Source organism: Ensifer adhaerens (assembly GCF_002940685.1).
GTDB classification, from domain to species: domain Bacteria; phylum Pseudomonadota; class Alphaproteobacteria; order Rhizobiales; family Rhizobiaceae; genus Ensifer; species Ensifer adhaerens_E.
Window position 1 is genome coordinate 1 of the sequence record NZ_PNFP01000002.1, and the last position, 24,544, is coordinate 24,544.

Annotated in this window: 28 protein-coding genes, 1 tRNA gene and 1 riboswitch; of the genes, 16 read left to right on the forward strand and 13 right to left on the reverse strand. The window is 62.8% G+C overall.

From position 1 onward, the window contains the following. Together C1A35_RS03165 and tdh are read left to right on the forward strand one after the other, a co-directional pair. Positions 1-381 (forward strand): aminotransferase class I/II-fold pyridoxal phosphate-dependent enzyme (locus tag C1A35_RS03165; RefSeq protein ID WP_158664955.1); only part of this gene is annotated, 381 nt, incomplete at its 5' end. An 11-nt stretch (positions 382-392) separates the two neighbouring features. After that, the gene (gene tdh / locus C1A35_RS03170; protein WP_104662927.1) at positions 393-1,427 is read left to right on the forward strand and encodes an L-threonine 3-dehydrogenase; all 1,035 of its coding nucleotides are present in this window, start codon (positions 393-395) and stop codon (positions 1,425-1,427) included. Positions 1,428-1,463: 36 nt separating this feature from the next. Here the strand turns inward: tdh and C1A35_RS03175 are convergent, their stop codons facing one another. Next, positions 1,464-1,922 (reverse strand): hypothetical protein, encoded by a 459-nt coding sequence (locus C1A35_RS03175; protein ID WP_104663411.1) that lies wholly within the window; start codon positions 1,920-1,922, stop codon positions 1,464-1,466. Positions 1,923-2,142: 220 nt separating this feature from the next. Between C1A35_RS03175 and C1A35_RS03180 the strand changes: the two genes are divergently transcribed. The 3 genes from C1A35_RS03180 (at position 2,143) to C1A35_RS03190 (ending at position 5,494) form a co-directional block, all read left to right on the forward strand. Beyond that, entirely contained in the window at positions 2,143-2,487 is a 345-nt protein-coding gene (locus C1A35_RS03180) for a GFA family protein (RefSeq protein ID WP_104662928.1), read from the forward strand. Positions 2,488-2,949: 462 nt separating this feature from the next. Beyond that, entirely contained in the window at positions 2,950-5,007 is a 2,058-nt protein-coding gene (gene rpoD, locus C1A35_RS03185) for an RNA polymerase sigma factor RpoD (RefSeq protein ID WP_104662929.1), read from the forward strand. 193 nt (positions 5,008-5,200) lie between these two features. Next, a complete protein-coding gene (locus C1A35_RS03190; RefSeq protein ID WP_034803438.1) occupies positions 5,201-5,494 on the forward strand; it encodes a GYD domain-containing protein in 294 nt (97 codons plus the stop codon). A 63-nt stretch (positions 5,495-5,557) separates the two neighbouring features. On the opposite strand, the gene C1A35_RS03195 is transcribed toward C1A35_RS03190, so the two are convergent. Further along, a complete protein-coding gene (locus tag C1A35_RS03195; protein ID WP_234822721.1) occupies positions 5,558-6,382 on the reverse strand; it encodes a DUF2066 domain-containing protein in 825 nt (274 codons plus the stop codon). A gap of 145 nt (positions 6,383-6,527) precedes the next feature. Continuing rightward, positions 6,528-6,902: an SH3 domain-containing protein gene (locus tag C1A35_RS03200; RefSeq protein WP_104662931.1), complete on the reverse strand. Its 375-nt coding sequence runs from the start codon at positions 6,900-6,902 to the stop codon at positions 6,528-6,530. Between the two features lie 204 nt (positions 6,903-7,106). Here C1A35_RS03200 and C1A35_RS03205 point away from each other — a divergent pair, with 204 nt between their 5' ends. Next, entirely contained in the window at positions 7,107-7,676 is a 570-nt protein-coding gene (locus C1A35_RS03205) for a transglycosylase SLT domain-containing protein (protein ID WP_104662932.1), read from the forward strand. A 45-nt stretch (positions 7,677-7,721) separates the two neighbouring features. Here C1A35_RS03205 and C1A35_RS03210 read toward each other — a convergent pair whose 3' ends face one another. Beyond that, positions 7,722-8,174, reverse strand: a complete 453-nt coding sequence (locus C1A35_RS03210; protein ID WP_104662933.1) for a VOC family protein — start codon at positions 8,172-8,174, stop codon at positions 7,722-7,724. 163 nt (positions 8,175-8,337) lie between these two features. On the opposite strand from C1A35_RS03210, the gene C1A35_RS03215 reads away from it, so the two are divergent. The 4 genes from C1A35_RS03215 (at position 8,338) to C1A35_RS03230 (ending at position 10,562) form a co-directional block, all read left to right on the forward strand. Further along, a complete protein-coding gene (locus C1A35_RS03215; protein ID WP_104662934.1) occupies positions 8,338-8,691 on the forward strand; it encodes a DUF1428 domain-containing protein in 354 nt (117 codons plus the stop codon). Positions 8,692-8,817: 126 nt separating this feature from the next. Continuing rightward, positions 8,818-9,240 carry a secondary thiamine-phosphate synthase enzyme YjbQ gene (locus C1A35_RS03220; protein WP_104663412.1) on the forward strand — a complete coding sequence of 141 codons (423 nt, stop codon included), beginning with the start codon at positions 8,818-8,820 and terminating at the stop codon, positions 9,238-9,240. 98 nt (positions 9,241-9,338) lie between these two features. Then, entirely contained in the window at positions 9,339-9,743 is a 405-nt protein-coding gene (locus C1A35_RS03225) for a ketosteroid isomerase-related protein (RefSeq protein WP_104662935.1), read from the forward strand. A 432-nt stretch (positions 9,744-10,175) separates the two neighbouring features. Next, on the forward strand, positions 10,176-10,562 hold the full coding sequence (locus C1A35_RS03230) for a hypothetical protein (protein WP_104662936.1): 387 nt from the start codon (positions 10,176-10,178) through the stop codon (positions 10,560-10,562). 748 nt (positions 10,563-11,310) lie between these two features. On the opposite strand, the gene C1A35_RS03235 is transcribed toward C1A35_RS03230, so the two are convergent. After that, the gene (locus C1A35_RS03235; RefSeq protein WP_104662937.1) at positions 11,311-12,051 is read right to left on the reverse strand and encodes an SIMPL domain-containing protein; all 741 of its coding nucleotides are present in this window, start codon (positions 12,049-12,051) and stop codon (positions 11,311-11,313) included. A 257-nt stretch (positions 12,052-12,308) separates the two neighbouring features. On the opposite strand from C1A35_RS03235, the gene C1A35_RS03240 reads away from it, so the two are divergent. Continuing rightward, positions 12,309-12,384, forward strand: a tRNA-Ile gene (locus C1A35_RS03240). A 331-nt stretch (positions 12,385-12,715) separates the two neighbouring features. On the opposite strand, the gene C1A35_RS03245 is transcribed toward C1A35_RS03240, so the two are convergent. Beyond that, positions 12,716-13,819, reverse strand: coding sequence for a hypothetical protein (locus tag C1A35_RS03245; protein WP_158664956.1), 1,104 nt, complete (start codon positions 13,817-13,819; stop codon positions 12,716-12,718). Between the two features lie 161 nt (positions 13,820-13,980). Next, positions 13,981-15,000 carry a hypothetical protein gene (locus tag C1A35_RS03250; RefSeq protein WP_158664957.1) on the reverse strand — a complete coding sequence of 340 codons (1,020 nt, stop codon included), beginning with the start codon at positions 14,998-15,000 and terminating at the stop codon, positions 13,981-13,983. A 920-nt stretch (positions 15,001-15,920) separates the two neighbouring features. Here C1A35_RS03250 and C1A35_RS03260 point away from each other — a divergent pair. Then, on the forward strand, positions 15,921-16,274 hold the full coding sequence (locus C1A35_RS03260; RefSeq protein ID WP_104662940.1) for a hypothetical protein: 354 nt from the start codon (positions 15,921-15,923) through the stop codon (positions 16,272-16,274). Between the two features lie 209 nt (positions 16,275-16,483). Then, positions 16,484-17,500: a glycoside hydrolase family 26 protein gene (locus C1A35_RS03265; RefSeq protein ID WP_158664958.1), complete on the forward strand. Its 1,017-nt coding sequence runs from the start codon at positions 16,484-16,486 to the stop codon at positions 17,498-17,500. A gap of 159 nt (positions 17,501-17,659) precedes the next feature. Here the strand turns inward: C1A35_RS03265 and C1A35_RS03270 are convergent, their stop codons facing one another. Then, on the reverse strand, positions 17,660-17,899 hold the full coding sequence (locus tag C1A35_RS03270; protein WP_034791960.1) for a DUF982 domain-containing protein: 240 nt from the start codon (positions 17,897-17,899) through the stop codon (positions 17,660-17,662). 125 nt (positions 17,900-18,024) lie between these two features. Between C1A35_RS03270 and C1A35_RS03275 the strand changes: the two genes are divergently transcribed. Continuing rightward, entirely contained in the window at positions 18,025-18,243 is a 219-nt protein-coding gene (locus tag C1A35_RS03275) for a hypothetical protein (protein WP_158664959.1), read from the forward strand. Positions 18,244-18,255: 12 nt separating this feature from the next. Here the strand turns inward: C1A35_RS03275 and C1A35_RS03280 are convergent, their stop codons facing one another. Together C1A35_RS03280 and C1A35_RS03285 are read right to left on the reverse strand one after the other, a co-directional pair. After that, positions 18,256-18,978 carry a GntR family transcriptional regulator gene (locus C1A35_RS03280; RefSeq protein ID WP_104663413.1) on the reverse strand — a complete coding sequence of 241 codons (723 nt, stop codon included), beginning with the start codon at positions 18,976-18,978 and terminating at the stop codon, positions 18,256-18,258. Between the two features lie 104 nt (positions 18,979-19,082). Further along, on the reverse strand, positions 19,083-19,877 hold the full coding sequence (locus tag C1A35_RS03285) for a DUF1194 domain-containing protein (RefSeq protein ID WP_104662943.1): 795 nt from the start codon (positions 19,875-19,877) through the stop codon (positions 19,083-19,085). 148 nt (positions 19,878-20,025) lie between these two features. Between C1A35_RS03285 and C1A35_RS03290 the strand changes: the two genes are divergently transcribed. Then, a complete protein-coding gene (locus C1A35_RS03290; RefSeq protein WP_104662944.1) occupies positions 20,026-21,342 on the forward strand; it encodes a glucoamylase family protein in 1,317 nt (438 codons plus the stop codon). Between the two features lie 48 nt (positions 21,343-21,390). Next, positions 21,391-22,242, forward strand: coding sequence for a (2Fe-2S)-binding protein (locus C1A35_RS03295; protein WP_158664960.1), 852 nt, complete (start codon positions 21,391-21,393; stop codon positions 22,240-22,242). Positions 22,243-22,282: 40 nt separating this feature from the next. Here the strand turns inward: C1A35_RS03295 and C1A35_RS03300 are convergent, their stop codons facing one another. From C1A35_RS03300 to C1A35_RS03310, 3 genes are all read right to left on the reverse strand, one after another. Beyond that, on the reverse strand, positions 22,283-23,080 hold the full coding sequence (locus C1A35_RS03300) for a CbtA family protein (protein WP_104662945.1): 798 nt from the start codon (positions 23,078-23,080) through the stop codon (positions 22,283-22,285). 197 nt (positions 23,081-23,277) lie between these two features. Next, entirely contained in the window at positions 23,278-23,454 is a 177-nt protein-coding gene (locus tag C1A35_RS03305; RefSeq protein WP_104662946.1) for a CbtB domain-containing protein, read from the reverse strand. A 41-nt stretch (positions 23,455-23,495) separates the two neighbouring features. Beyond that, positions 23,496-23,758: riboswitch (cobalamin riboswitch) on the reverse strand. Beyond that, entirely contained in the window at positions 23,757-24,449 is a 693-nt protein-coding gene (locus C1A35_RS03310; RefSeq protein WP_104662947.1) for a TetR/AcrR family transcriptional regulator, read from the reverse strand. Its footprint overlaps the riboswitch before it by 2 nt. Positions 24,450-24,544: the final 95 nt, after the last annotated feature.

Genomic DNA, 24,544 nt, shown 5'->3' on the forward strand with positions numbered 1-24,544 from the left:
CTGTTTTCCAACACGCTGGCGCCGGTGATTGCGGCGGCATCGCTGAAGGTGTTCGACCTGATCGACAACGGCGATGCGCTGCGTCAGCGGCTTTATGCCAATGCCAGCCTCTTCCGCACCGAGATGTCGAAGCTCGGCTTCACGCTCGCCGGCGAAGGCCACCCGATCATTCCTGTCATGCTCGGGGACGCGGCGCTCGCCCAGGAAATGGCGGCGCGCATGCTGAAGAAGGGCGTCTATGTCATCGGCTTTTCCTTCCCGGTGGTGCCGAAGGGCCAGGCGCGCATCCGCACGCAGATGTCGGCGGCCCACAGCGAGACCGACGTGCGCCGCGCGATCGCCGCCTTCGAAGAGGTCGGCCGCGAGCTTGGTGTGATCTGAGGGAGAGACTGATGACGAACATGATGAAGGCGCTGGTGAAGTCGAAGCCGGAAGAGGGCCTGTGGATGGAGCGGGTGCCGGTGCCGGAGATCGGCCCGAACGACGTGCTGATCAAGGTGAAGAAGTCGGCGATCTGCGGCACCGACGTGCACATCTGGAACTGGGACCAGTGGGCGCAAAAAACCATTCCGGTGCCGATGGTCGTCGGCCACGAGTTCATGGGCGAGATCGCCGAGGTCGGCTCGGCCGTCACCAAGTACCATGTCGGCGAACGCGTCTCGGGCGAGGGCCATATCGTCTGCGGCAAGTGCCGCAACTGCCGCGCCGGACGCGGGCATCTCTGCCGCAACACGCTCGGCGTCGGCGTCAACCGGCCGGGCTCATTCGGCGAGTTCGTCTGCCTGCCGGAATATAACGTCGTGCCGATCCCCGAGGATGTGCCCGACGAAGTGGCGGCGATCTTCGATCCGTTCGGCAACGCGGTGCACACGGCGCTCTCCTTCGATCTCGTCGGCGAGGACGTGCTGGTCACCGGCGCCGGCCCGATCGGCATCATGGGGGCGCTGGTCGCCAAGCGCTCGGGTGCGCGCAAGGTCGTCATCACCGACATCAACCCGACGCGGCTGGCGCTTGCGAAAAGCGTCGGCATCGACCACGTCGTCGACGCCTCGAAGGAGAACCTCGCCGACGTGATGAAGGCGATCGGCATGACCGAAGGTTTCGACGTCGGGCTGGAAATGTCCGGCGCAGCCCCCGCCTTCCGCGACATGATCGACAAGATGAACAATGGCGGCAAGATCGCCATCCTCGGCATCGCGCCGGCCGGCTTCGAGATCGACTGGAACAAGGTGATCTTCAAGATGCTCAACCTCAAGGGCATCTATGGCCGCGAGATGTTCGAGACCTGGTACAAGATGATCGCCTTCGTGCAGGGCGGCCTCGACCTGTCCCCCGTCATCACCCACCGCATCAAGATCGACGAGTTCCGCGACGGCTTCCAGGCCATGCGCTCCGGCAACTCCGGCAAGGTCGTCATGGACTGGTGAGCAGGCCGGGCCGTCGTCCAGGCGATGCGCGGCGGCTCAGTTGGCAAGGCCGAACTGGATTTCGATCTCGTGGTAGCGGGCGCCCTGGCCAGCCCAGCGGTGGTAGATCTCGCGGCTTTCGCCGGAGAAATTGTGCCTGGACATCTCGATCTTTGCGACCAGCGGCGCGTAGCCCTGGGTAAAGAGGCTGCGCATCGGGCCCTGGTGCAGCGCGGAGGCGACCATGATCGGCTCCAGGTCGATCAGATCGAGCGCGCCGCGATAGTCCTCACCGCCCGTGACCGGGCGGCAGATGCGCCAGTCGAATCGCGTCCTGGCGTTTTTCGGCAGATCGTTCGCGATGAAGATCCAGGGACCTGCGGGCATCATGCCGGCCTGTTCCATCTCCGCCTCGATGACAGGCGCCAGCACCGCACTCTCGTTCTTGACGTCCGGAATGGTGATCCGCCGCGCGATCGACAGCACCCGCATGGATTCGGTTTCCTTGATGAGCATTCGAGCCTCCATTTTGGCGCGAAGGTCGTGCGCCATCAGGTCGAACGCAAGCAAAAAACCGGAATAATCTTGCGAGTTTGCATTGATAATCGGCGCCGCGGGGAATTGTTTTGCGTGCGGGCGTCCGTGCGGTGGCTGCGCTTGCTTGGGCTAAGGGACGCACTATCTTGTCGGCCGGGGCGCGCAATCGCCGGCACCCGGAAGAACAGGAGACAGATGCATGCGCTACGAGGGAAGCTGTCACTGCGGCAAGATCGCCTTCGAGGTCGAAGGGGAATTTGGCGAAGCGATCGACTGCAATTGCTCGCTCTGCCGGCGCCGCGGCGGTCTGCTCGCCTTCGTTTCCCGTGACCAGCTGACGCTCACGACGCCGGAAGCAGACCTTTCGACCTATGTCTTCAACAAGCACGTGATAGAGCACCGGTTCTGCGCGACCTGCGGCATCGCGCCGTTCGGTGAGGGCGAGGGGCCGCACGGGCGGATGGCGGCGATCAACCTGCGCTGCCTGCCGGACTTCGACATCGAGGCGGTGAAGGTCGTCAAATATGACGGCCGTTCGGCTTAGAATCGGGCCCGGGAATGCAACCCTGGTTGCGCGTGCGGCTATGGCACAACGAGACCTTGCCGATTAAATCGGTGTTACCCTTGTCTTTTGGCGGGCAGCGCCTACATCTTCAGCGGAAGCTGATAAACCCCAAAAAGCGACAGGAACGGTGATTTTTACCGAATCATCGGGTTTTTCAGCGGAAATGCTTGACGGGATCGAAAATTCTGGGAATCACCATTTCCGAATAAGAAATGGCGAAATGACACGGCGGTTAGGGAATCATGCCAGAGACGTTTCAGTGGCAGGACTGTCGGAGCTTGCCCGCTTCGCCACGAGTACACTCGTGGTTAAACAGGAATTAAACATCATCCCGTTACGTCAGGGGAAATGATTCGGTGGCGGGTGCGCGGCGCGCCCGGACCTTCGAGCGGCATTGGCACCGGGCTCACGCCGGTTGCGACAAGGAAAGCGACGAACTAAATGGCAACCAAAGTCAAAGAAAACGAAGAAGCTGACGTAGAACGCGAAGGCGCTCCGGACGGCCCGCTTCTCGATCTTTCCGATGACGCTGTCAAGAAGATGATCAAGGCCGCCAAGAAGCGCGGCTACGTGACGATGGACGAGCTGAACTCCGTCCTTCCGTCCGAGGAAGTCACCTCCGAGCAGATCGAAGACACGATGGCGATGCTGTCCGACATGGGCATCAACGTGATCGAGGACGAGGAAGCCGAAGAAGCTGCCGGCGGCGGCGACGACGAGGCCAGCGACGACGATGGCGACAGCGAGGGCGGTGAACTCGCGCCTTCCAGCGGCACGTCGCTTGCGACCAGCAAGAAGAAAGAGCCGACCGATCGTACCGACGATCCGGTCCGCATGTACCTGCGCGAAATGGGCTCGGTCGAGCTTCTGTCGCGCGAAGGCGAAATCGCGATCGCCAAGCGCATCGAGGCTGGCCGCGAGACGATGATCGCCGGTCTCTGTGAGAGCCCGCTGACCTTCCAGGCGCTGATCATCTGGCGCGACGAACTGAACGAAGGCCAGACGCTTCTGCGCGAGATCATCGATCTCGAAACCACCTATTCCGGTCCCGAGGCCAAGGCTGCCCCGCAGTTCCAGAGCCCGGAAAAGATCGAGGCCGACCGCAAGGCTGCCGAGGAAAAGGAAAAGACCCGCAAGGTTCGCTCGCCTGCCAATGACGACGACATCACCAATGTCGGCGGCGATGTCATGCCGGCGGAAGAAGAAGAGGAAGACGACGACGAGTCGAACCTCTCGCTCGCGGCCATGGAAGCGGAACTGCGCCCGCAGGTCATGGAAACCCTCGACATCATCGCCGAGACCTACAAGAAGCTGCGCAAGTTGCAGGACCAGCAGGTGGAAGCCCGTCTTGCCGCCACCGGCACGCTGTCGCCCGCCCAGGAGCGCCGCTACAAGGAACTCAAGGACGAGCTGATCAAGGCGGTCAAGTCGCTGTCGCTCAACCAGAACCGCGTCGACAGCCTGGTCGAGCAGCTCTACGACATCTCCAAGCGCCTGATGCAGAACGAAGGTCGCCTGCTGCGCCTTGCCGAATCCTACGGCGTCAAGCGTGACTCGTTCCTTGAGCAGTATTCGGGCGCCGAACTCGACCCGAACTGGATGAAGTCGATCAGCAACCTGGCCGGCAAGGGCTGGAAGGAATTCGCCAAGAGCGAAAACCAGACGATCCGCGACATCCGCCAGGAGATCCAGAACCTTGCGACCGAAACCGGCATCTCGATCGCCGAGTTCCGCCGCATCGTTTCCATGGTGCAGAAGGGCGAGCGCGAAGCGCGCATCGCCAAGAAGGAAATGGTCGAAGCGAACCTGCGCCTCGTCATCTCCATCGCCAAGAAGTATACCAACCGCGGTCTGCAGTTCCTCGACTTGATCCAGGAAGGCAACATCGGCCTGATGAAGGCGGTCGACAAGTTCGAATACCGCCGCGGCTACAAGTTCTCGACCTACGCCACCTGGTGGATCCGTCAGGCGATCACCCGGTCGATCGCCGACCAGGCCCGCACGATCCGCATTCCGGTGCACATGATCGAGACGATCAACAAGATCGTCCGCACCTCGCGCCAGATGCTGCACGAGATCGGTCGCGAGCCGACGCCGGAAGAACTGGCCGAAAAGCTCGCCATGCCGCTCGAGAAGGTCCGCAAGGTCCTGAAGATCGCCAAGGAGCCGATCTCGCTCGAAACGCCTGTCGGTGACGAAGAGGATTCGCACCTCGGCGATTTCATCGAGGACAAGAACGCGCTGCTGCCGATCGACGCCGCCATCCAGGCGAACCTGCGCGAGACGACCACCCGCGTTCTCGCTTCGCTGACGCCGCGCGAAGAGCGCGTGCTGCGCATGCGCTTCGGTATCGGCATGAACACCGACCACACGCTCGAAGAAGTCGGTCAGCAGTTCTCGGTTACCCGCGAACGTATCCGCCAGATCGAAGCAAAGGCGCTCCGCAAGCTCAAGCATCCGAGCCGCTCGCGGAAATTGCGCTCGTTCCTCGACAGCTAAAGTCGGGTACATGCAAAGATAAGGAAGCCGGGCCGCGCGCCCGGCTTTTTCGTTTCCGCCTCACCCATGCGATTTATTGTGGGCGCTTTCGCCGGGGAGTATAGTCGCCGTTTCGCAGCAATCTGGGGCACCCCGTCTAGGACGCGGGAGCAATCGCACCGCGGGCGTGAAGCGTGCCCCGTGGAGGTGTCAGATGACCACCTATGTCATGCTCCTCAACTGGACCGAGCAGGGCGTCAAGAATGTGCGCGATTCTCCGAAGCGGCTCGACCTCGCACGAAATGTGCTCGGCGAGATGGGCGGCTCCTTCAAGCATTTCTTCCTGACCATGGGCGACTACGACATGGTCGCCATCGTCGAGGCGCCTGACGACGCGGTGGCCGCGCGCTTCGCGCTCACGCTTGGCATGGCCGGCAATGTGCGCTCGACGACGCTGAAGGCCTTTCCCGAGGCCGCCTATCGCGAGCTGATCGCATCGCTTGGATGAGCAGCCGGCATGGCGGCGGCCATGTGGGAAATCGCGGCCGCAACGCCAGGCACATGTCCCAGCTCAGGGCGCGCCGTTTCCCGAGAGGATGCGCGCCGCGCCCTGCATAGCGTTGCGAAAGGCGTCGTCAAAGCTCACGCCGCTCAACCGCCAGCGGTAGCGCCTGCCGCCCGCGTCCATCTGCCATTTGGCGATCCAGCCGCGGGCTTGATCGGACCAGACGAGCGTGCCGATGAGTGGCACGTCGCTATCGGTTCGCGTCGCGGGCGGGAAGAGTTGTGCGGGGTCTGCCTCAGGCAGGGGGTCGAGGACGGGTTTGCGGGCAATGACGTCGGCCGCATCCGGCAGGATGGCCGAGAGCGCCAGCGGACCTGCCGCGGCCTGAAGCGCATCCACCATATAGGGGCTTTCACTGCCGTCGCGCGTCAGCACGAAGCGGCGTTTCTGGTCCTTGACCGCCAGCCATACGGCGATCGCCGGGCGCGGGGCGAGCCAAGGCTTGCGGCCGAGTTCTTTGAGGAGCGGATCGAGCGCCGCCGGCCGGTATCGGCAGGTAAGGTCGTGCGGGCGGTCGTGCGTGCCCTGCTCGTCATGGATGGGAATACCCTCGAGGCGGTCGCGATAGGAGTAGGATGAAACGAAGCTGCCGGCCTTCGCATCGGCTGCGGCAAATCCGGGCGTATCCGTTATCGTCGGATCGCCTGATAGTTTGACCAGCACTTCGCGCAAACATTCGCGAAAGCCGATCTGACGGTTGATCTCGCCGGTTCCGGTGACGATCGCGTCGCTTCGATAGAGGGCGTCGTTACCGGCAGCGAGCACCTGGCCGATGGGCAATCCGCCCGCAATCAGCCAGACGGCCGCCGCAACGGGCGCCAGAGCGCACAATTTGCGGGCGACCCCGGGCCACGAGGTTGTTCTTCGGTAAGGCGCTTGAACGTCCATGCTCTGCCCTTGGCTGGATCCGCGCTCAAACTTCGTTGCCGCCGATGCCCGATTGTCGGCAAGTTACCAAGACTTGCGACGGCGAACTTCAGGATTCAGGCGCGCTGACGCGTACATTGTCGAGAGGCACCCACCCGGTCGCGCCGTCGGAAAGTCGAGCAGCCCACAGCCAACCGTTCAGCTGGCGCTCGCCATGCAGCAGCTCGCCTTCGACGACGTCCAGTTCCCGGTTGGTGAAGTCCTCCAGCATCGTGCCGGCCCCGTCGGCATGGCGGTCGAGCATTTGCTCCGGCACGAACCCGGCCTCCTGCCCCGGAACCGAACAGAGATACCAATCGGGCCAGCCTTCAGCACCGTCATACCGTTCGCCGACGAAAACCCGGTCTCCCTTCTTCAAGCTCATGGGCTCGGGGAATTCACTGACATGCGGCAGGGTGACGACGTATTTCTGATCGGACTTCATTGATGCTCCCTGATTGATGCTATTTGCCGGCGTGCCGCGCTTCGTCCCCTTGATAGGGCCAGGTCAAAACCCCCGATAGAGCGAAATTTGCCGATGCACGTGCCTCTCCCCATCGCTCGCACTCTCCCGATCGCTCGCAATTGAATCAAAAGGGATCCTTAAGGTTTACGTTTTATCAATCTCTCGGAAACCCGAGGTTCTGCGATGCGTTGCGTATTTGTCGTCGTCCTCCTGTTGCTGGCCGGCTGCGGAACGGTGCCGAGAGACACCCGGAATGCCTGTGCCGTTTTTGAGCAGCAAGATGGCCTTTTCAACAATTGGCGCCGGGAGGCTTACAGCGCCCAGCGCGAGTACGGCGTGCCCGTGCCGATCCTGATGGCGACCGTCTATACCGAATCCGGGTTCCGTCATAATGCCCGGCCGCCGCGCACCAAGCTCTTCGGCTTCATTCCCTGGACGCGCGTTTCGACCGCCTACGGCTATTCCCAGGCGCTCGACGGCACCTGGGCGCGCTACCAGAGCGAGACCGGCCGCTGGGCGGCGCGCCGTTCGGATTTCGGCGACGCGATCCGCTTCATCGCCTGGTATCACCGCGAAAGCGCCCAAAAGAACGGCATCGCGCTCAACGACGCCTACCGGCTCTACATCGCCTACTACCATGGCCACGCCGGCTATGCCCGCGGCAACTGGAGCGACACGGCGAAGAACGGCGCCAAGCGCGCCGCCGGCATGGCCTCGGTCTACAGCAAGCAGCTCAGAGGCTGCGGCAGCTGACATCGTCCCGCTGCTGAGCGGGCATCGAGCGACTGTCTTCTCCGCTTAGCCAGCGGCTGCGCGGTCGAGTTCGGCGATGTCGATCTTGATCATCCCCATCATCGCCTGCTGGGCGCGGGCTGCACGGGCCGGATCGGGATCGCCGAGATGGCGCATCAGGGCGTCGGGAATGATCTGCCAGGCAAGCCCGAACCTGTCCTTCAGCCAGCCGCAATGCTGCGGCGTGCCGCCGTCTGAGAGCCTGTCCCAGAAGTAGTCGACCTCGGTCTGGTCGGCGCAGCGCACGAAAAACGACACCGCCTCGCTGAACTTGAAATGCGGACCGCCGTTAAGCCCCATGAAGTGCTGCCCCTCGAGCTCGAAGGAAGCGGTGAAGGCCTTGCCGTCCGGCCCCTTCTTGACGTCGGTGATGCGCGCGTTGCGGAAGATGGAGGTGTAAAAGCCGATGGCTTCCTCCAGTTGATCGTCGAACCAGAGAAAAGGCGTGATCTTCTGCATGTGGATGTCTCCCTTGATGGCCGGTACCGCCCAAGGACGAACGGTGCGCCATCGACCCGACAGGCAAGCGGGCGTTCCCGACAAAAAAATTCGGGCCGGGTGTCGGAACCTTTCCGCGTCGCGCGTCCTTTGCTCTGTCGAGCGAACCGAGGAGGAAACGACGATGACCTATGTGGATGGATTTCTGGTGGCTGTGCCGAAAGCTAATATCGAGGCCTACAAGGCGATGGCGAAAGCAGCAGGGGAGGTGTGGATGGAGCACGGCGCGCTCTCCTACACCGAATGCCTGGCAGACGACGTGCCCTATGGCGAGGTCACGTCCTTTCCTCGCTCGGTGCAGGCCAAGGACGATGAAACGGTGGTTTTCTCCTGGGTCTCCTACAGGTCCCGCACGGATCGTGATCAGATCGTTGCCAAGGTCATGGCCGATCCGCGGCTGCAGGGCGATGCCTGGAAGGAGGTCTTCGACGGCAAGCGCCTGATCTATGGCGGCTTCGACGCCTTCCTGGAGATGTAGGCGCCGATTGCGCGACGGCTTGCGGCAGATCGCCTTGGAGCGGGAGCAGCCCGGGGATAAAAGCATTGGGCTATCAACGGGTCGCACCGCCTTTGCGGCGGATGCGGCCGCTTGCCGGAGGCCTTCATGCCGCAAACGCGCATCACCATCACCACCCATGGCCAGGGGCTCTACGAATTCACCGACGAGGCGGCGGCCTTCGTGCGTGCGAACGCGGACGGCGAGGGGCTGCTCACCGTCTTCGTGCGGCACACCTCCTGCTCGCTTCTGATCCAGGAAAATGCCGATCCGGACGTGAAGCGCGACCTCGACGCGTTCTTCCGCCGGCTCGTGCCGCCATCGACCGATCCGTCCATGCGCTGGATCGTGCATACCCAGGAGGGCCCCGACGACATGCCGGCGCATATCAAGGCAGCGCTGACGCCGGTATCGCTCGGCATTCCCGTCGCGCACGGCCGCATGCTCACCGGCACCTGGCAGGGGCTCTATCTCTTCGAGCATCGCGACCGTCCGCATCGCCGCGAGATCGTCCTGCACCTTTCCGCCTGATCTCCGCCGAGCACGATTGAACGGCGCCGCGGCGGTTCTAGATAAAGGGTCAAGAACAGGGCCCGAGAGCCGGCGTTCGATGCCGGGGAGGAGCAGGGATGACCGATGCACAGACGATTGCCAGCCGCTTCATCGAGGCGCTGAACCAGCGCGATTTCGAGGCGCTTGCGCGGCTCGTCCACGAGGATGTCGAGCTTGATTCGCTCACCGGCCAGCGCACCGTCGGCGCCGGCCCATTGCGCGCCTGGCTGATGAACTATCTGCGCCGTTTCGACGAGCAGTTCGGCGACGTCGTGCTGATGCGCGACGCCTTCGGCCAGCGCGTGGCCGCCGATCTGACGGCGCGCGGCACCTATCGCGAGACGATGGAGGGCTTTGCCCCCGCAACGGGCCAGAGCTATTCCATCCCGAGCGTGCTCGTCTTCGAGATCGAGGACGGTTCCATCACCCGCCTCAGCCATTATCGCAACCTTCGTGTCTTCGAGCGCGCGCTTGCCGGTTAGGGGCTGCGGGGGCAGGGCGCGTCAACGCCCACGGGAGCGCGTCTTCCGCCCGTTCGCCGCCGTTCGGCGATCGCGTGAGCGGGTTCTACCCCGGAAAAGTGGCTGCCGATCCCGAAGTTGGCGCGAACCGGCGGCGGACTGATTCGCAGCGCGTTTGCGGCGAGGCAATGGTCCATCGGGGCGCCGTCGAAGCGCATAAGTCCTTCCCGAATATTGTGTATAAGCAATGCCTTATCCTTTGCGCCCCGCAACGGGGCCGCTTTGCGGTTGAGGCGGGCTGTCGCGTCGCAACGGGCCGCGCATCACGTTCCGGCAACCTGAACCTCCCATGAACATCAAGTTCCGCTGTCGTTCAGCTAAGGGGACCTATTCTTTGATCAATCGCTTGGGACGGTGATTGCCCCTTGAACCCTTCAAGCCTGGAGAGAGATTATGAAGAACCGCTTTTTTAACGCCGCTGCCGCCGCCGTCATCGGACTGACCGGCCTGCTGGGCGCCGCCTCCACCGCTTCGGCCGACTCGATCGAATTCGGCTTCGGCCCGCGCGGCGGCGTCGATGTACAGTACCGCGACTACAATGGTGGCTACGGCGACGAGCGCGACTGGGGTCGCGGCCGTGACCGCCACTGGGACCGTGACCGCCGCGGCCGTTGCGCGCCCTGGATGGCCGTCGACAAGGCCCGCGATCGTGGCTTCCGCCGCGCCTATGTCGCCGACGTCTCGTCGCGCCGTGTCGTCGTCGAAGGTCGTCGCGACGGCTATCGCCAGACGATCGTCTTCGCAAACGTCCGCGGCTGCCCGACGATCGGCCGCTGGTAAGACCGCGTAACCTTCCCGCCTCGTCTCCCCCGGCCGGCGGAAGTATGGCCCCTCATGCCAAGGCATGGGGGGCTTTTTTTGTCTTGCGGCGGCCGAACGGGCGCCGGTTGCGCGAAGTCCCGGGCGGGACCTGCGAACGAGGCGGGGTGGAACAGGCCGATAGCGCGGTCCAAAGGTGCGCAATCATCCCCTCGATCGGTCTTCGTTCCAGGCGTTTCAGCCAGCATTCGCGCCGTTGCCGAACCGACGGCAAGGCTTCGGCCGGTGCGCCCCGTCGCCAGACGGACGACCGCACGGCGCTCCTCCATCGAACATGCAGGGTCTCCGGCCTGGACCGATCTTTTGCAGACCAGATCCAGCCCATGTGTCGGCCACCTCCCGGAACACCGGCCAGACATCTCCCGCGACCGAACATATGACGCAACGATCCGGCGGGGCTCGATACTCGCTTTAGCGATGAAGGTGGCAAGAAACGCGGGCGAGGGGCGACGCCAGGCAGAGATCGCGCAGCAGCAGGCAATGCCGCAAGGCGAGGTGCGGGAAAAATCGCGCGCAGGAAGCGATGCCAATGCCGGCGCCGGCAAACCCAGGCCTGGAGGTCGGACCGCGTTTAGCGCCGGGACCGGCCCTGGCCAGAGTGCGGCGCGGTGACCGCCGCCCAAAAGAAAAGCCCCCGGCACCGATCTTTGGTGCCAGGGGCTTTCGATTGTCGAACGCCCGCGTTTGGCTGCGGGCGTTCCTGGCAGTCTTACTGCTTGATTTCGAAGGTCACGTTGACCGTCACATTGTAGCTGTTTTCGCCGGTTGCGACCGGAACGGCGTCGGCGGCATATTCCTTGGCCATGCCGGCGCGCATCATCGGGATCGGCTCGGGACGGAAGCCCTGCTCGGTGATGTTGACGATCTTGCCGACCGTGACGCCGGCCGCGTCCGCCAGCACCTTGGCCTTCTCGACGGCGTCGGCGACGGCCGCCTTGCGCGCCTCGGTGATCACGGCTTCCGGCTTGTCGTTGGTGAACTGCACGCCGCCGCCCTGGTTGACGCCGAGCGTCACCGACTTGTCGATGACTTCGCCGAGCTTGGCGAGATCGCGGACGCGAACGCTGACGCCGTTGGTCACCTGGTAGCCGATCAGTTCCGGCGCGCGGTTGCTGCCGTCGGTGTTGGTCGGGTAGCTGTACTGCGGGTTCAGCATGAAGCCGCTCGTCTGCAGGTCGCGATCGGCAATGCCGCTGTCCGTCAGCGCCTTCAGCACTTCGGCCATGGTCTTGTTGTTGGCGTCGAGCGCTTCGCGCGCAGTCTTGGCGTCCTTGACGACGCTCAGCTGCAGGACCGCCATGTCCGGCGCGGTCGTCGCGCGGCCTTCGCCGGCAACGACGATGGTTGCCTTGTCCTTGTCCGTCTCCTGCGCCTGAGCGGCGGCGATGCCGGCAAAGGCGGCGGCGAAGGCGGCGATCGAAAGCGTGCGGGCTGTGCGTGTAGAAATCATGGTCGATGTCTCTCCGGTTGTTCCGTCCCTGGCGTCTTCTTGGCCGCCGATTGTGTGAGCATTGCGGCAATGGCTTGTCCGCAAAAAGGTTTTCGGCTAGAGCCAAGGCACACGCGAACTGCCATTGGTTCGCGCCGCTGGATCGCTACGCTGCCACGCCTTGTTCGCAAGCGCAAAGGCCGCCGTAGCACTTAAGGTTGCTGCCCCGTTTCTATCCCCGGATCGTTACGGTTTGAGGACAGGGGCGGATCCAGAGTGGGCCTGTAGCTCAATGGTTAGAGCCGGCGGCTCATAACCGCTTGGTTGGGGGTTCGAGTCCCTCCGGGCCCACCAAATTGCAATGATTCCAATTGCTTAAGTGATGGTTGGCCAAGAAGGTTAGCCAATAAGTTAGCCGGCCGGTTTTTGGGTGAACCCGCCTTCTGAGCCTGGTCATCCCATCCCTCGCAAGACGCTGCTGTTCCGCTTCACGGCTGTAGAGCTGTGACACGCGTCCGTGCGTCGGCCTGCAGCGGACGGATCTGCTGCGCGCCATCCGCAAGACGGTCAAGGCCTGGCGCGATGGCGCTGAAGTCGAGGCCAGCATGCAGCGCGTTGCCGACTTGATGGACGGAAGGGTGCAATTATGGTGATCCAAATCAACCGAAGCACCAAGGACACCGCGTCATTCGATGTCGCTCGGCATGTTAAAATCGTAATGGTTGGCCCATTTTTTTTCGGCCGGCAGCTCCGTCAGTATCCTGCTCCAGTCTTTGAATTTTTCGTGAGTGGGCGGCGAACCTGTAATATAAAAGTTTCCGGCGTCGAGCTTCATTTTTAGCAGATACTCTTCTGGAATGTTGCCAAATTTACAGTTGCTAAAATCGCAGTCGATTATTGCGCCCGGGTTTATCATGCTCAGAAAGCTGACTTCCCGAAATTTGCTTTCTTTTATTTCGCAGTCGTCAATGAATTGCCGTCCATTGAATTCGCAATGTTGTGCTTTAACCTTTTGGATCCAAAAATAAGTATCCCCGTGGGCTCTTATGAGCGGGTTCAGGATCGAGCCACCAACGTACTTTATCGATCCGAAGCCGCGCACACCTTCCCAAATCGTGTGTCCATCTGGCTTTGCTTCAAGAACTCCCCGGACCTTAGACTGAAATCCCAAGCGATGGCCGTGCGCAAGAGCGCGCCTTGCTGCCAGTCTCGCATTGTTCAGGTTAGGATTGTGATAGGCGCGCAAATAGAAGTCTGCGAGCAGGTCCATCACCTGCAGTGAAAACTTCCGCTTCGGCTCGTCAATCAACATTTCCAAAGTCACGATGCCGCCCAGTATCTGGGCCTCTTTCTCTTTTTCGCCCAGCAGTTTGGCGCCTTCTTGCAGGAGCTTGGCCAGGTTCGCATCGTCGCTTGCGTCGTTTTGGCGGATCTGTTGCTGAAGTTGAACGGCCTGATACTCCAATTGACGAGCTTGGTGCTCAAGCTGCTTTGCCTGATGCTCAAGCTGTTTCGCCTGTTGCTCGAGTTGCTGTGTATTGAGGAGACCACGCCAAACAACAGTGCAGAATGTCACCAAGGCAAAGAGGGCGACGCCGACCGGCGCGACGATCTGTGCGCGGAGAACACTTTGACGAGGGGTGTCTGCCCAGAACACATAGAGTACCGCCATAAAACCGACAGTCCCAGTGAAGATAGCCAGTCCAACTGCTGTGTTGTACCACTGTCTCGGATCGTCGCTCGGCCCCTCGCTTACTTTTGCGGCGGCCACTTCAGCTTCCTTCGACAATCGTCCCTCCATCAACTGCTTCAACAGAAAGCTGATTATCATTCAACTTTGGCGTTAGCAGCCATGCCTGCTCACGCCTCCACAGCTTTGGAGGCGACAGGGTGAACCAGATCACTTACTTATCCGTGCTCGAGACGGTGCCCAGTCCGCTTGTAGCGAGCTTAGTCCGGCCCTTTGTCGGAGGCGACCATAGTGAGAATTCCGGACCAGTCGAAGCTTCGACCGATATCAGGAGGATTGTCGAACTCGTAGTAATTGTCGCCGCCTCTGATGCGGAAATTCTGGTCGATCTCTTCCTGATAATCTTCGATGATGGCACCGCTGAAATTGCAGTTAGTAAACTCGTTGTTGCGAAGTCTACCTACCGACGTGCTCAGGATAGTGCATCTGCGGAAGACACATTCGCTGTAATATCGATTAGGCACGGTCGCTCCGATTATGACCACGTTGTAAAAGCTCGCTTTCGATGGGCCGTTGACTGCTCGATTAAACGTCGACTGAAGCATCCCTCCTCCCCAGTATGTAAGCTCTTCGAAGCCAGGGATGTATCGCCATTCCGGCCGCTTTGGGCTCTGTGGCAGCTCCAACGTTGCGCGAATTCGGGATCTCAATCCATTGTCTTCCCCGATCTGCAGCGCGCGAATTGCTGCGTTGATGGATCCTTCAAGATCCTCGATCTCGAAGTTCTCCTTTACGAATTCCGCAAGCAGATCCATCGCCTGGACCGAGAAACGCCTCCTCGGCTCGGTCAACAATACCTCAAGCGTCGCAATGCCAGCGCGAACCTCCGCCGTGCGGTTTGGTTCAACCAACAGTTTGGCGCCTTCCTGCAGAAGCTTTGCCAGGTTGGCTTCCTCGTTTGCGTCGTTCTGACGAGTTTGTTGCTGAACCTGGAGTCTCTGCTGCTCGAGCTGATCTGCCTGGTGTTTCAGCTGCTGGGTGTTGAGCACCCCGCGCCAAGCAACTGTGAGGAAGGTGACGACTGCAAGCAGGGCGGCACCAAATGGCGCGAATGCCTGCGCACGATAGACCATTGCTTGGTCTTTGACGTCAAAAACCCAGATTGCGAAGAGTATCGCCACAACCGCGGTAATGAGAAAGCTCGCGAACGCCAAGGCAAACCAAGTCTCCGCCTTAATGGTGGGCCCGTCTCCATTCGAGCTTTCGTTCTTTTCCGCCACAACAACCACCTCCAAGTCCGATTTGGCGAAAATTATCATTCAACTGAGCGTTTAGCAGCGGCCAGCCGGCAACCCTCCACAGGATTGCAGGCCGCCAAATGAGCCAAGTCCGCCTCTTCATAGTCAACAACGATCCGGAGCGCGCGCTTGGCGTAACGCTCGGCTACGCAACGACTAATGCGCCGGCCTGGTGCCGCGTTGTTAGCGATGCTGTCGAAATCCTCCGCATACCATCCGGTGCGAAGTGCATCGGTGCATGGTTCGGACCCGGCGCTTCCGCACAGGAATCGGCCTGGCGCGAACGCCGTATCGTCGGCGGCATCGTCTTCCTCTGCCTGAAGGCCGTTGCTGCCAGACGGAGGGTTCAAAAAAAATGCCCGCAGAACGCGGGCAGTTTTGGAGTGGGCGCATACGCTCAGACATGTTGCGCCTGGGTCCAAGGTGGCCGGCAGAGGTCAAGGATCTGTAAATGCGGGATAGCTAAAAATAGGGATTGGGGCGGCTCTTCGCTCCGGCGACCTGTCGCGCCCGAGGATTTGCCGGTGAAGCGGTGGCTGGAGGCAGATTTTTTTTGTCCGCGGGCACCGGACGCCGGGTCGGCCGGGTATTGCCACCGGGCGTGGTGGGTTCGAACCGGTCAAGGCAGGTTGCGATTGCCGATGCGGTCGGGCGCATGCTCGATCAAGCCTTTGTTTTTCCTGGGTTGGATCTTCCACGGTCCGCGCCGGCGATGGTGCTTCCTTCGGCAAGGCTTGGAGGCTTGTCGCTACCTGGCGGAAGCCGCCGCACAACCATGGCGGAATTCTTAAGAAAGGAATTGTTAATTTAAGCGATGAATAATGAAAAAGGGGGTTGAAGATCACCGCCTTTTCGCCCTAAGGAAGCCCCGGGCGGCTGGACCGCTATTCGAAAGGACGTTTATGCGATCAAAAACCGCATGTGCCGGCGCAAGCCGCACCGCCGTTTCGGGTTTCAAGTTTCTCGTACCGACAACATCAGTGCTAGGCCTCCTGCTTCTGTCTGCCGGCTGTTCGTCGACGGTCGTCAGCGAAACGCCGCTGTTTGCCTCGGGCCATTCCAGCGCCTATGCGAGCCCCGCGGTCAAGGTTCGCAAGGAAGAGAAGGGGCTGAAGGTCGCCGAAGCGGACGAGGATATCGTCGAGCCGGCACCGATACGCAGGCGCGCGACCGCCTACATTGGCCGCGCGCCCTATATCTGCTCGCCGAGCGGCTTTGGGCGCACGTCGCGCTGTTTCCTGAGAGCCTCGCTCTAGCGGCGGCAGCCTTCGGGAACGAGGCGTAACCGGTCGGGTGATCCCTGATTTTTCGGCGGTGGCTTTCTGACCGCCAGGTTTCGGTTGAACAGGCGCGTTGCAGGGTTGGCGGGCGTGACGGGGGCGTCCGTGCCGATCACCGTCTCCAGCGCGCAGCAAGCAATGTCTGGTTTCATGCGGTGCCGTACGTGGCCCGCCGGAGAGTTTCCTTGTCTACTACAGTCTTGAGATCGGTGCTTGGCGCAGGTGTGCTGGCGCTTCTGGCGGTTACCGGAGCTTTGCCGGTGCGCGCGCAGGATCCCGCCAACGGTATCGACCGGACGCTGACGACCGCCGCCATCGCGCCTGAGACAGGGAAGCCGCAAGCGCGCACGGTCGAAATCGGCGTCTACGATCCGCATGACACGGTCGCTGACAGCGACGCGCTGACGCTCGAGCATGTCTTCGTCTACTGGCAGAAGCCGGACCGGGCGCTGTTGAAACGGAAGTTCGCGATGGCGCAGCAGCAGGGGCGGGCGCTGATGCTCTCGGTCGAACCCTATACCCACGCCGCCGACTGGCGCGCCGGCGGCAACCGGCTGTTCGCCGATATCGGCAAGGGCCGCTTCGACCGCGAAATTGTCGAGATCTGCACCCGTGCCGCCGACTTCGCCGGGCAGGTCTACATTCGCTGGGGCCACGAGATGGAGGAACCCAGCGAGCGCTACCCCTGGGCGCGCCGCGACAGCGAAGGCTACAAGACGGCGTTCCGTTACTTCGTGGCCAAGTGCCGGGAGTTGGCGCCGGCCGCGCGCTACGTCTGGTCGCCGAAGGGTCACCGCAATCTTTCGGCCTACTACCCGGGCGACGATGTCGTCGATGCCATCGGCATTCCCGTCTGGGGCTTGCAGAAGATGGATGTCGATTACTGGGGGCGCGAACGCCGTTTCGTCGAGGCGCTCAAGGAAAAGTACCAGCGCGTTTCGCGTTACGGCAAGCCCGTGATCGTCGCCGAACTCGGCGTCTCCGGTTCGGCCGACTACAAGCGCGCCTGGTATGCCGAAATCCTCGACCAGCAGACCTATCGCCGGACCTTCCCGCTTCTGACGACCGTCGTCTTCTTCAACGACAAGGAGCCGTACAAATGGCCGCTCGGTTACGGCGCGCCGGACTGGCGGCTCGACAAGGCGGCGCTCAAGGCGCTTGCCGACCGCGGACCGAAGGAAGCGGCCGAACTCGCCGACTGATTGCCTTGCGTGGCATGAAATCCTGCTGATCGCAGCAGAGGCGCTTCCGGTGGGGCGACGCGCCGATCGTCCTTCGGCGCATCGCAAAGGCTTCAAGCTTGCGGAGCCCTTGATGTCCCGGATCACCTTGCGATACCGGATCACCCTGATGCTTCCGGTTCAGGCCAGCAACAGGCCCGATTCGCGTGCCGCGGCAGCAAAGCAGCGGCTGGCCCGGTCGGTACTCGTCAATCCGTCCAGCGCATCCAGGCAACGCCTGAGAGCCGCGCGATACTCCCGTCCGCGCCGGCCCGGCCACTGCCTGAGCAGTTCAACGGCTTCGAAGACCGTTCTGACCACGGTCTGCCGTCTGGCCGATAGCTTGAGGGGGATGGGGGTGGGGAAAAGCTTCTCGCTCATTGCATTCCTCTTTGGCAGTCTTTTCGAGCGAAGGGCGAACGTCGGAGTGCGGCAATGGTTCCACTCGGGCGGTGGATTTTTTGCCGCAGCGGTCGAAGCGTTTCCGGCCCGTGCCTTGCGAGGACGTGACGATCAACGACAACAAGGCAGTGATCCGCTTTGCAAATTCCGAAGCGGACGAAATTACCAACGAACTTTTTCCCGGCAGTTCGCTGGCGCTCACGCTCGCCGACGGCGGCCGAAGGGACGTGCGGCAGGGGAGCTCCGTCGAGCCCGGATCGGTGTTGAGAGGTTTTGATAATCCGGGCCCGGCGGCGGTCGTCGCCGCCTACCGGGAGCACTGAGGCGCAGGCGGCTCAGAGTTCCAGCGCCGCCTTGAGGTCGGTCGATTTGTGGGTGCGCAGGTCGAGGTCGGCTTCGATGTGGTCGATATGGTGGACCATCAGCCGCGCGGCCGCGTCGACGTCGCCGCGCTCGATGGCGTTGACGATCTCGTCGTGTTCGCTGTGGCCGCAGCTCGAAACGGTCGATTGTCCGTAAAGCGCGATCACCAGCGACGAGCGGGCGATGAGTTCGTCCATGAAACGGCGCAGGATCGCGTTGCCGGAGAGATCGGCAAGCGCCAGGTGGAAATCGCCCGACGCCTTGATCTCGGCGCGGCGGGCGGGTTGCCCGCGCTGTTCGGTCAGTTGCCGCTCGGCGGCCAGCATGCGGCGAAGCTCGGCAAGCTCGGCCTTGCCGATATTGGCTGCCGCAGCCCGCACGACGCCGGGCTCGATCAGCCGCCGGGTGGCAAAAATCTGGCGTGCCTCGTCGATCGAGGGGTGGGCGACGAAGGCGCCGCGGTTCTTCTCGACGTTGACGAGGCCCTCGTAGGACAGCGCCTGCAGGGCGGCGCGCACCAGCGTGCGGCTGACATTGAAGAGTTCGCCGACATCGCTCTCCGAAAGCTTGGTGCCGGGCGCAAGCCGCCGCTCGACGATCGCATCGCGCAGCGTGTCGCGGATATGCTGGCTGCCCGTGTCGGTGGTCGGGTCGGTGGCCAGTTCGGCCTGATGGGGCGTGGTGGTCAAGGACATGAATCGATCCGCGAAGCAACGCGCCATCTTATCGTCGGACGATGCGAAGGGAAACGACAATCTGACGCGCAAAGGTTGCGCGGCATCGCCTGGCGAGAACACGGCTACTTGTCGAGTTCCGGATAGACGCGGTCGAGGAAGCCCGGCCGCAGCTTCTCGCCGATCAGGCAATCGGGTGCCGGGAAGGCATCGACGTAGCGCACGGTCGGCGGCGGCGGCAGGCCGCTGACCTCGAGCACGAGCTTCTGGCGGATCGCGACGGAAAAGTCTTCGGGCTCGTGCACCGGCAGCACGAAGGAGCCGGGGCCGCCGATGACGCATTCGGCATAATACTGGTCGAGCGGACCGGTGGAGACCGACGGGCGGATGAGGATGGCAAGCCCGTTGATGGTGATGCCGCGTTCGATCGCGGTATTGCGGGCCGGAAGCACCGGCGGGCCGATATTGTTGGGGCCGTCACCGGAGACATCGATCACCCGGCGCATGCCCGAAAACGCGTTGGAATCGATCAGCGCCGTGCCATAGGTGATGGCGTTGGAAATCGAGGTGCCGCGGCGCGTGCCGACCGGTCGCGCCTCGATCAGCTTGGCAAAAGCATCGGCATCGGCGGCATTGTCGATGACCGTCCAGGCGACGACCGACGATTCGTTCACCGTTCCGGCCCATTCGAAGTAGCCGATGACGATCTTGCCCAGCTGGCCGCTTTCGACGGCATCGAGGAAGTCGCGATGCCTCAGCGCCTCGACATAACCGGCGCGCTGGATGCGGGCCTCATCGAGATCCATCGAACCGGACATGTCGACAGCGAGGACCAATTCGACGTCAACATCTGTCGGTATGGCGGTCGATGGGCTCGGGCCACCACTCAATGAAAGGAGTAACGCCAACACGCTCAACATCGCTTCAACCAGTCATTGCGCGCGGTCAGATTAGAAGAATGTAACACAAGATTGGCTTTCGGCGACCGTTTGGGTGTAGTTGGCCTTCAACAAAGAGTGATTTTGTCGACGCCCGCCTCGACCGGGTGCATGGCCAGGAAAGGTAGGGATGCGAGAGTCGACGGAAAATATCGAGCGATTTCAGGTCGATAGATTGCAGCAGGCGGCGTTCGCATACTTTCTCGAACATTCGGATCCGGCCACCGGATTGATTGCCGATACCGCACTGCCGGGCGCGCCGGCGAGCATCGCCGCCACCGGCTTCGGCCTTTCCTGTTATCCCGTCGGCGTCGAGCGCGGCTGGCTCACGCGTAGCGATGCGGCGCGGCGGGTGCTGACGCTGTTGCGTTTCCTTGACCAAAGCCCGCAGTCCCGCCACCGGCAGGCGACGGGCTATCGCGGTTTCTACTATCACTTTCTCGATCTGCGGACCGGCGAGCGCGCCTGGCAAAGCGAGCTTTCGACCGTCGATACGGCGCTGCTGATCGCCGGCTGCCTGACCGCCGCCGCCTACTTCTCAGGCAGAGATGCGGACGAATGCGAGATCCGCGCGCTGGCCCATCGGCTCTATGCGCGGGTCGACTGGCGCTGGGCGCTCAATCGCGGCGACACGCTGACGATGGGCTGGCGGCCGCCGGGGCACTTTCTGAAACATCGCTGGCGGGGCTACAGCGAAGCGCTGCTGCTCTACGTGCTGGCGCTCGGCGCACCCGAGCATGCGATCGAGCCGGCGCATTACGCCGCCTTTGCCGAGGGCCATGACTGGATCTCGGTCGCGGGCGAAATCCATCTTCATGCGGCGCCGCTCTTCATCCACCTCTTCCCGCAGGCCTGGCTCGATCTGCGCGGGCTTGGCGATCGGACGATGCGGGAGCGGGGAACGGACTATTTCGAAAATACCCGGCGCGCCATCGCGTTGCAGCGGGACCACGCACGCTCCAATCCCGGCGGTTTCGCCGGCTACGGCGAGCACCTGTGGGGCCTCAGCGCCTGCCATGCGCCGCGCGGACGACAGCGGCTTCGCGATGGACGCTGGCAGCGGTTCTTCGGCTATGCCAATCGCGGCGCGCCCTTCGGTCCTGACGATGGCACGCTCGTGCCCTGGGCGGCGCTTGCCTGCCTGCCGTTCGAGCCGGAAGCAGCGCATGCGGCGCTTACCCATATGGCGGCCGGCTATCCCCGGCTTCTGAACAAGGGGCGCTTTGCCGGCGGCTTCAACCCGAGCCTTGGCGGCGGCGGGCCGGAGGGCTGGATCGACGAGCGGGTCGTCGGTCTTGACCAGGGGCTGGTTGTCATGATGATCGAGAACTGGCGAAGCGGCCTTGCCTGGACGCTGGCACGCACCGTACCGGCGATCCGCCTCGGCCTGAAGCGGGCGGGCTTTGACGGCGGCTGGCTGCGGGAGAGGGACGGCGCGTGCGGGTGATCCGCCCGCATCCAGCACCTGAGGATGAGAATGGGCGACGGAGACGGCATGCGCTTGAACGACCACCCGCCGAAAGCGGACATCGCGGCCCCCTTTCCGCCGCAGGCACTGGCGGTGGCCGACCGCTTGCGCGCGCAGTTTCCCGATGCTGCCGTTTCGCTCGGGCCAGCTGCCGGCGATTTCAGTACGCCGGCCGACTTCTGGGCTGCGGGCGGCGCGGGCGTCGAGGCGGGGCTTGGCTATCAGGATTTTTTCGGGGCCGGCATGACCGACCGGATCCGGGCGGCACACCTGATCGCCTTCTATAGCCGCCAGCTCAGCGTCGTCCTTGGCGCATTCCATCTCGGCGCCGGGCTCCAGGCTGAGATCGCCGGCATTCGCTTCGAGGACTGGACACGCCTTCACCGCGGCGCGGAAGTCGCGGGCAAGCGCTATCATTTTCGCCTCCAGCCGGCGACGGCGGAGCGCCAGGGTGCTGATGGCGCCGGTGCTTTCGAACGTGGCTTTATCGCTCATCTGGCGCCGGTGATTGCGGTTCTGAGGAAACGCGCGGGACTTTCCTCCGGGGCGCAGTGGCGGCTGGCTGCGGATTCCCTTGCCGGCGCGTTCCTGGAGATCGGCCGTGCGTTGGGCGACGAGGCGGGCGGCATGGCCGCGGCGCTGGCGATCGTCAAGCGGCCGGGGTCGCGGCTCTATTCCGACGAACTCTGCTACGAGCAGGTCTCGGCTCTCGATCCGGCAAGCGGCGAACAACTGTCGCGCCAGTACCGGATCCGCTGCGGTTGCTGTCTCTATTTCCGAACCGAGGGCGGCAGCTTCTGCGATACCTGTGTCCTGCTCGGTCAGGAGGATCGCCGCGCGCGGCTGGCGGCGCATCTCATGCAAAACGGCGGGGCCTGAACCCCGCCGTCTCTTTGCTGACCGGCCGTGATCGCTACGATCACTGTGCCTTGACGAAACGTTCGTTGATGAAGCCGGAAACGACGCCAAGCACGATCCAGAAGGCGAGCGTGGTGGCGAGTGCGGCAACGGCAAACTCGGCGCCAAGCACGGCCGGAACGTTGCTGGAAATGTCGAGCGGCTGCGGTGCGCCATAGACATGGGGTGCTGCGATCAGCACCAGGCCTGCAACCTTGGAGACGATCTCCTCGCGCAGGACGACGAGATAGAGGCCGACGGCGGACAATGCCACCGTTGCCAGCCACCAGGTCTGGCGGTCACCGAGTTCGGCGGCCGGGAAGCCCGGCAGTTCCGGTGGCAGGCCGATTGCCGGCAGCATGTGCACCGCAAGCCAGCCGCAGGCGCCCCAGAGCGCGCCGTTCCTGAGTGTGATCGGGTAGCCAATCACCAGGCTGACGCCGGCCAAGAGCAGGCCGAAGCCCGAGCCGGTGACCAGATTGGCCATCAGCGTGCCGGAGAAGCGGCTCATGCCGAACATGATGCCGCCTTCCTCATGTTCGCCCTCGTGGGCGTAGGCCGGCGTGATCGGCGACAGCGCGTCGAGCAGGGCGCCAAGCGGCGAGACCGCCTTCAGCGACGAATGCTGGTCGTGGTTTTCGGCGGCCGGCTGCGCGGCACCCGGCTGGGCGGCCGGCTGTTCGGTTGCGGCCGGAGCCTCGCCTTCGAATTCTTCGGCATGCAGGATGAGCGGCGTGACGCGCAATTCCTGGGCGCCGGTCATGAAGACACCGGCAATCAATCCAGCCACGATCGCGGCCAGAAGCGTTCTGACAATCATCTTGAAATCCCTCGATAACGACAAAAGCCACGCCCTGTGGCGTGGTCCTTGAGCCTTCCCATTTTCCCTGTGCTGCGGATGGCTTTCGCGCACCGGAAAAACCGGGATGCACACAGGCCTGCATCCGGCTCGGGCCGGATGCGTTCAGGTCCGCAGATTGTTCGATGCGGAACGTTGGTTACGTTCCGAAACATCGGTCAGTGGCAGGGGAAGCCGTAGGAGTGGCGGGTGTCGTGCGCCGTGTCGTGCAGCACTGCCGAGTTGGCAAGGCCCGCGCCGAAGACGAGGAATGCGCCGATGAAGAGCGCCATGACGCCAGCGGTCAGACGATCGCTGAGGGAGAGCGGGGTGCTCGAAATGGTAGACGTAGCCATGACAACCTCCGTGATGGCATCGGGAAATTCCCGGTTGGGCCCTATGCCCGCATCGAGTGGCAGGTTTCCTGGCTCACGGCGTTGGGCGGGAAGCCCCCGATCTGCCTCGCCTTCCCAGTTCGGCCGCCCTCTCGCGGTCTTAACCAGTGGCTTCTTCCGGATCGCTCCGGAACGGCGGATCGACGTCGTTCTACAGTCGCGGGGTCGGCCGTGATTTGAATGCCCAGAGTGGGTCCATCCGTCACGTTCCCGTTTACTCCCGAAACACGTTCGCGTCCCGGGAACCAATCGATCCCAGATGATTAGGATCGTGTCATGGCGTTGTCAATTGAGCCTGCGCCGCCGCGCGGCCCATCCGCGACAAAATCCTTGATGGTCATGCGTTTGAACGCCTCGACGATCCGGTCGCCCTCGGCCCGGTCGACAGAGACCGCAAGCCGCATGGTGCAGTCGCCGAGATGCATGATCAGGAAGGCGGCGCTGTCGATCTCCTCGCGCGGCGTATCGGGCACAAGTCGGGCCCAGACATCGGCGAGCAGCTTTCCGCCGGCGCGGCTCTGCGCGAGGTCGATTTCGCGCAAGGCCTTGTCGGCCTGCATCGCCGACCAGATGTCGCGCATGACCGGCTCGGCGAGGAACATGTCGTAATAGATGTCGAACAGTAGCGAGAACGCGTCGCGCAGTTCGGCGATCGACGTGACCTTGGCGAGTTCGGCGGCAATGCACTCGTTGCAGACCGCATTGTAGCGTTCGGCGAGCGTGCGCACGATCGCCGCCTTGTCGGGGAAATACTGGTACAGCGAGCCGATCGAAATGCCAGCCTTTTCAGCAACTTCGCTCATACGCATGGCGTCGCTGCCCTTCTCCTGGATGAGCGCCGTCGCGCAGGCAAGGATCTGCTCCACGCGCTCGCGGCTGCGCTTCTGGCTCGGCGTCCGGCGCAGCGCGGTCTCGTCGTCGGTGGGAAGGGTGGCGGGGCTTGCAGATAGAATCATGAGGGATGCTCACATTTTGACTTGACTCCTAAGATACGAGGATTTATCACATTTGCAAATGTGAGCGATGCTCATATTTGTTGGTGGAACCTCAG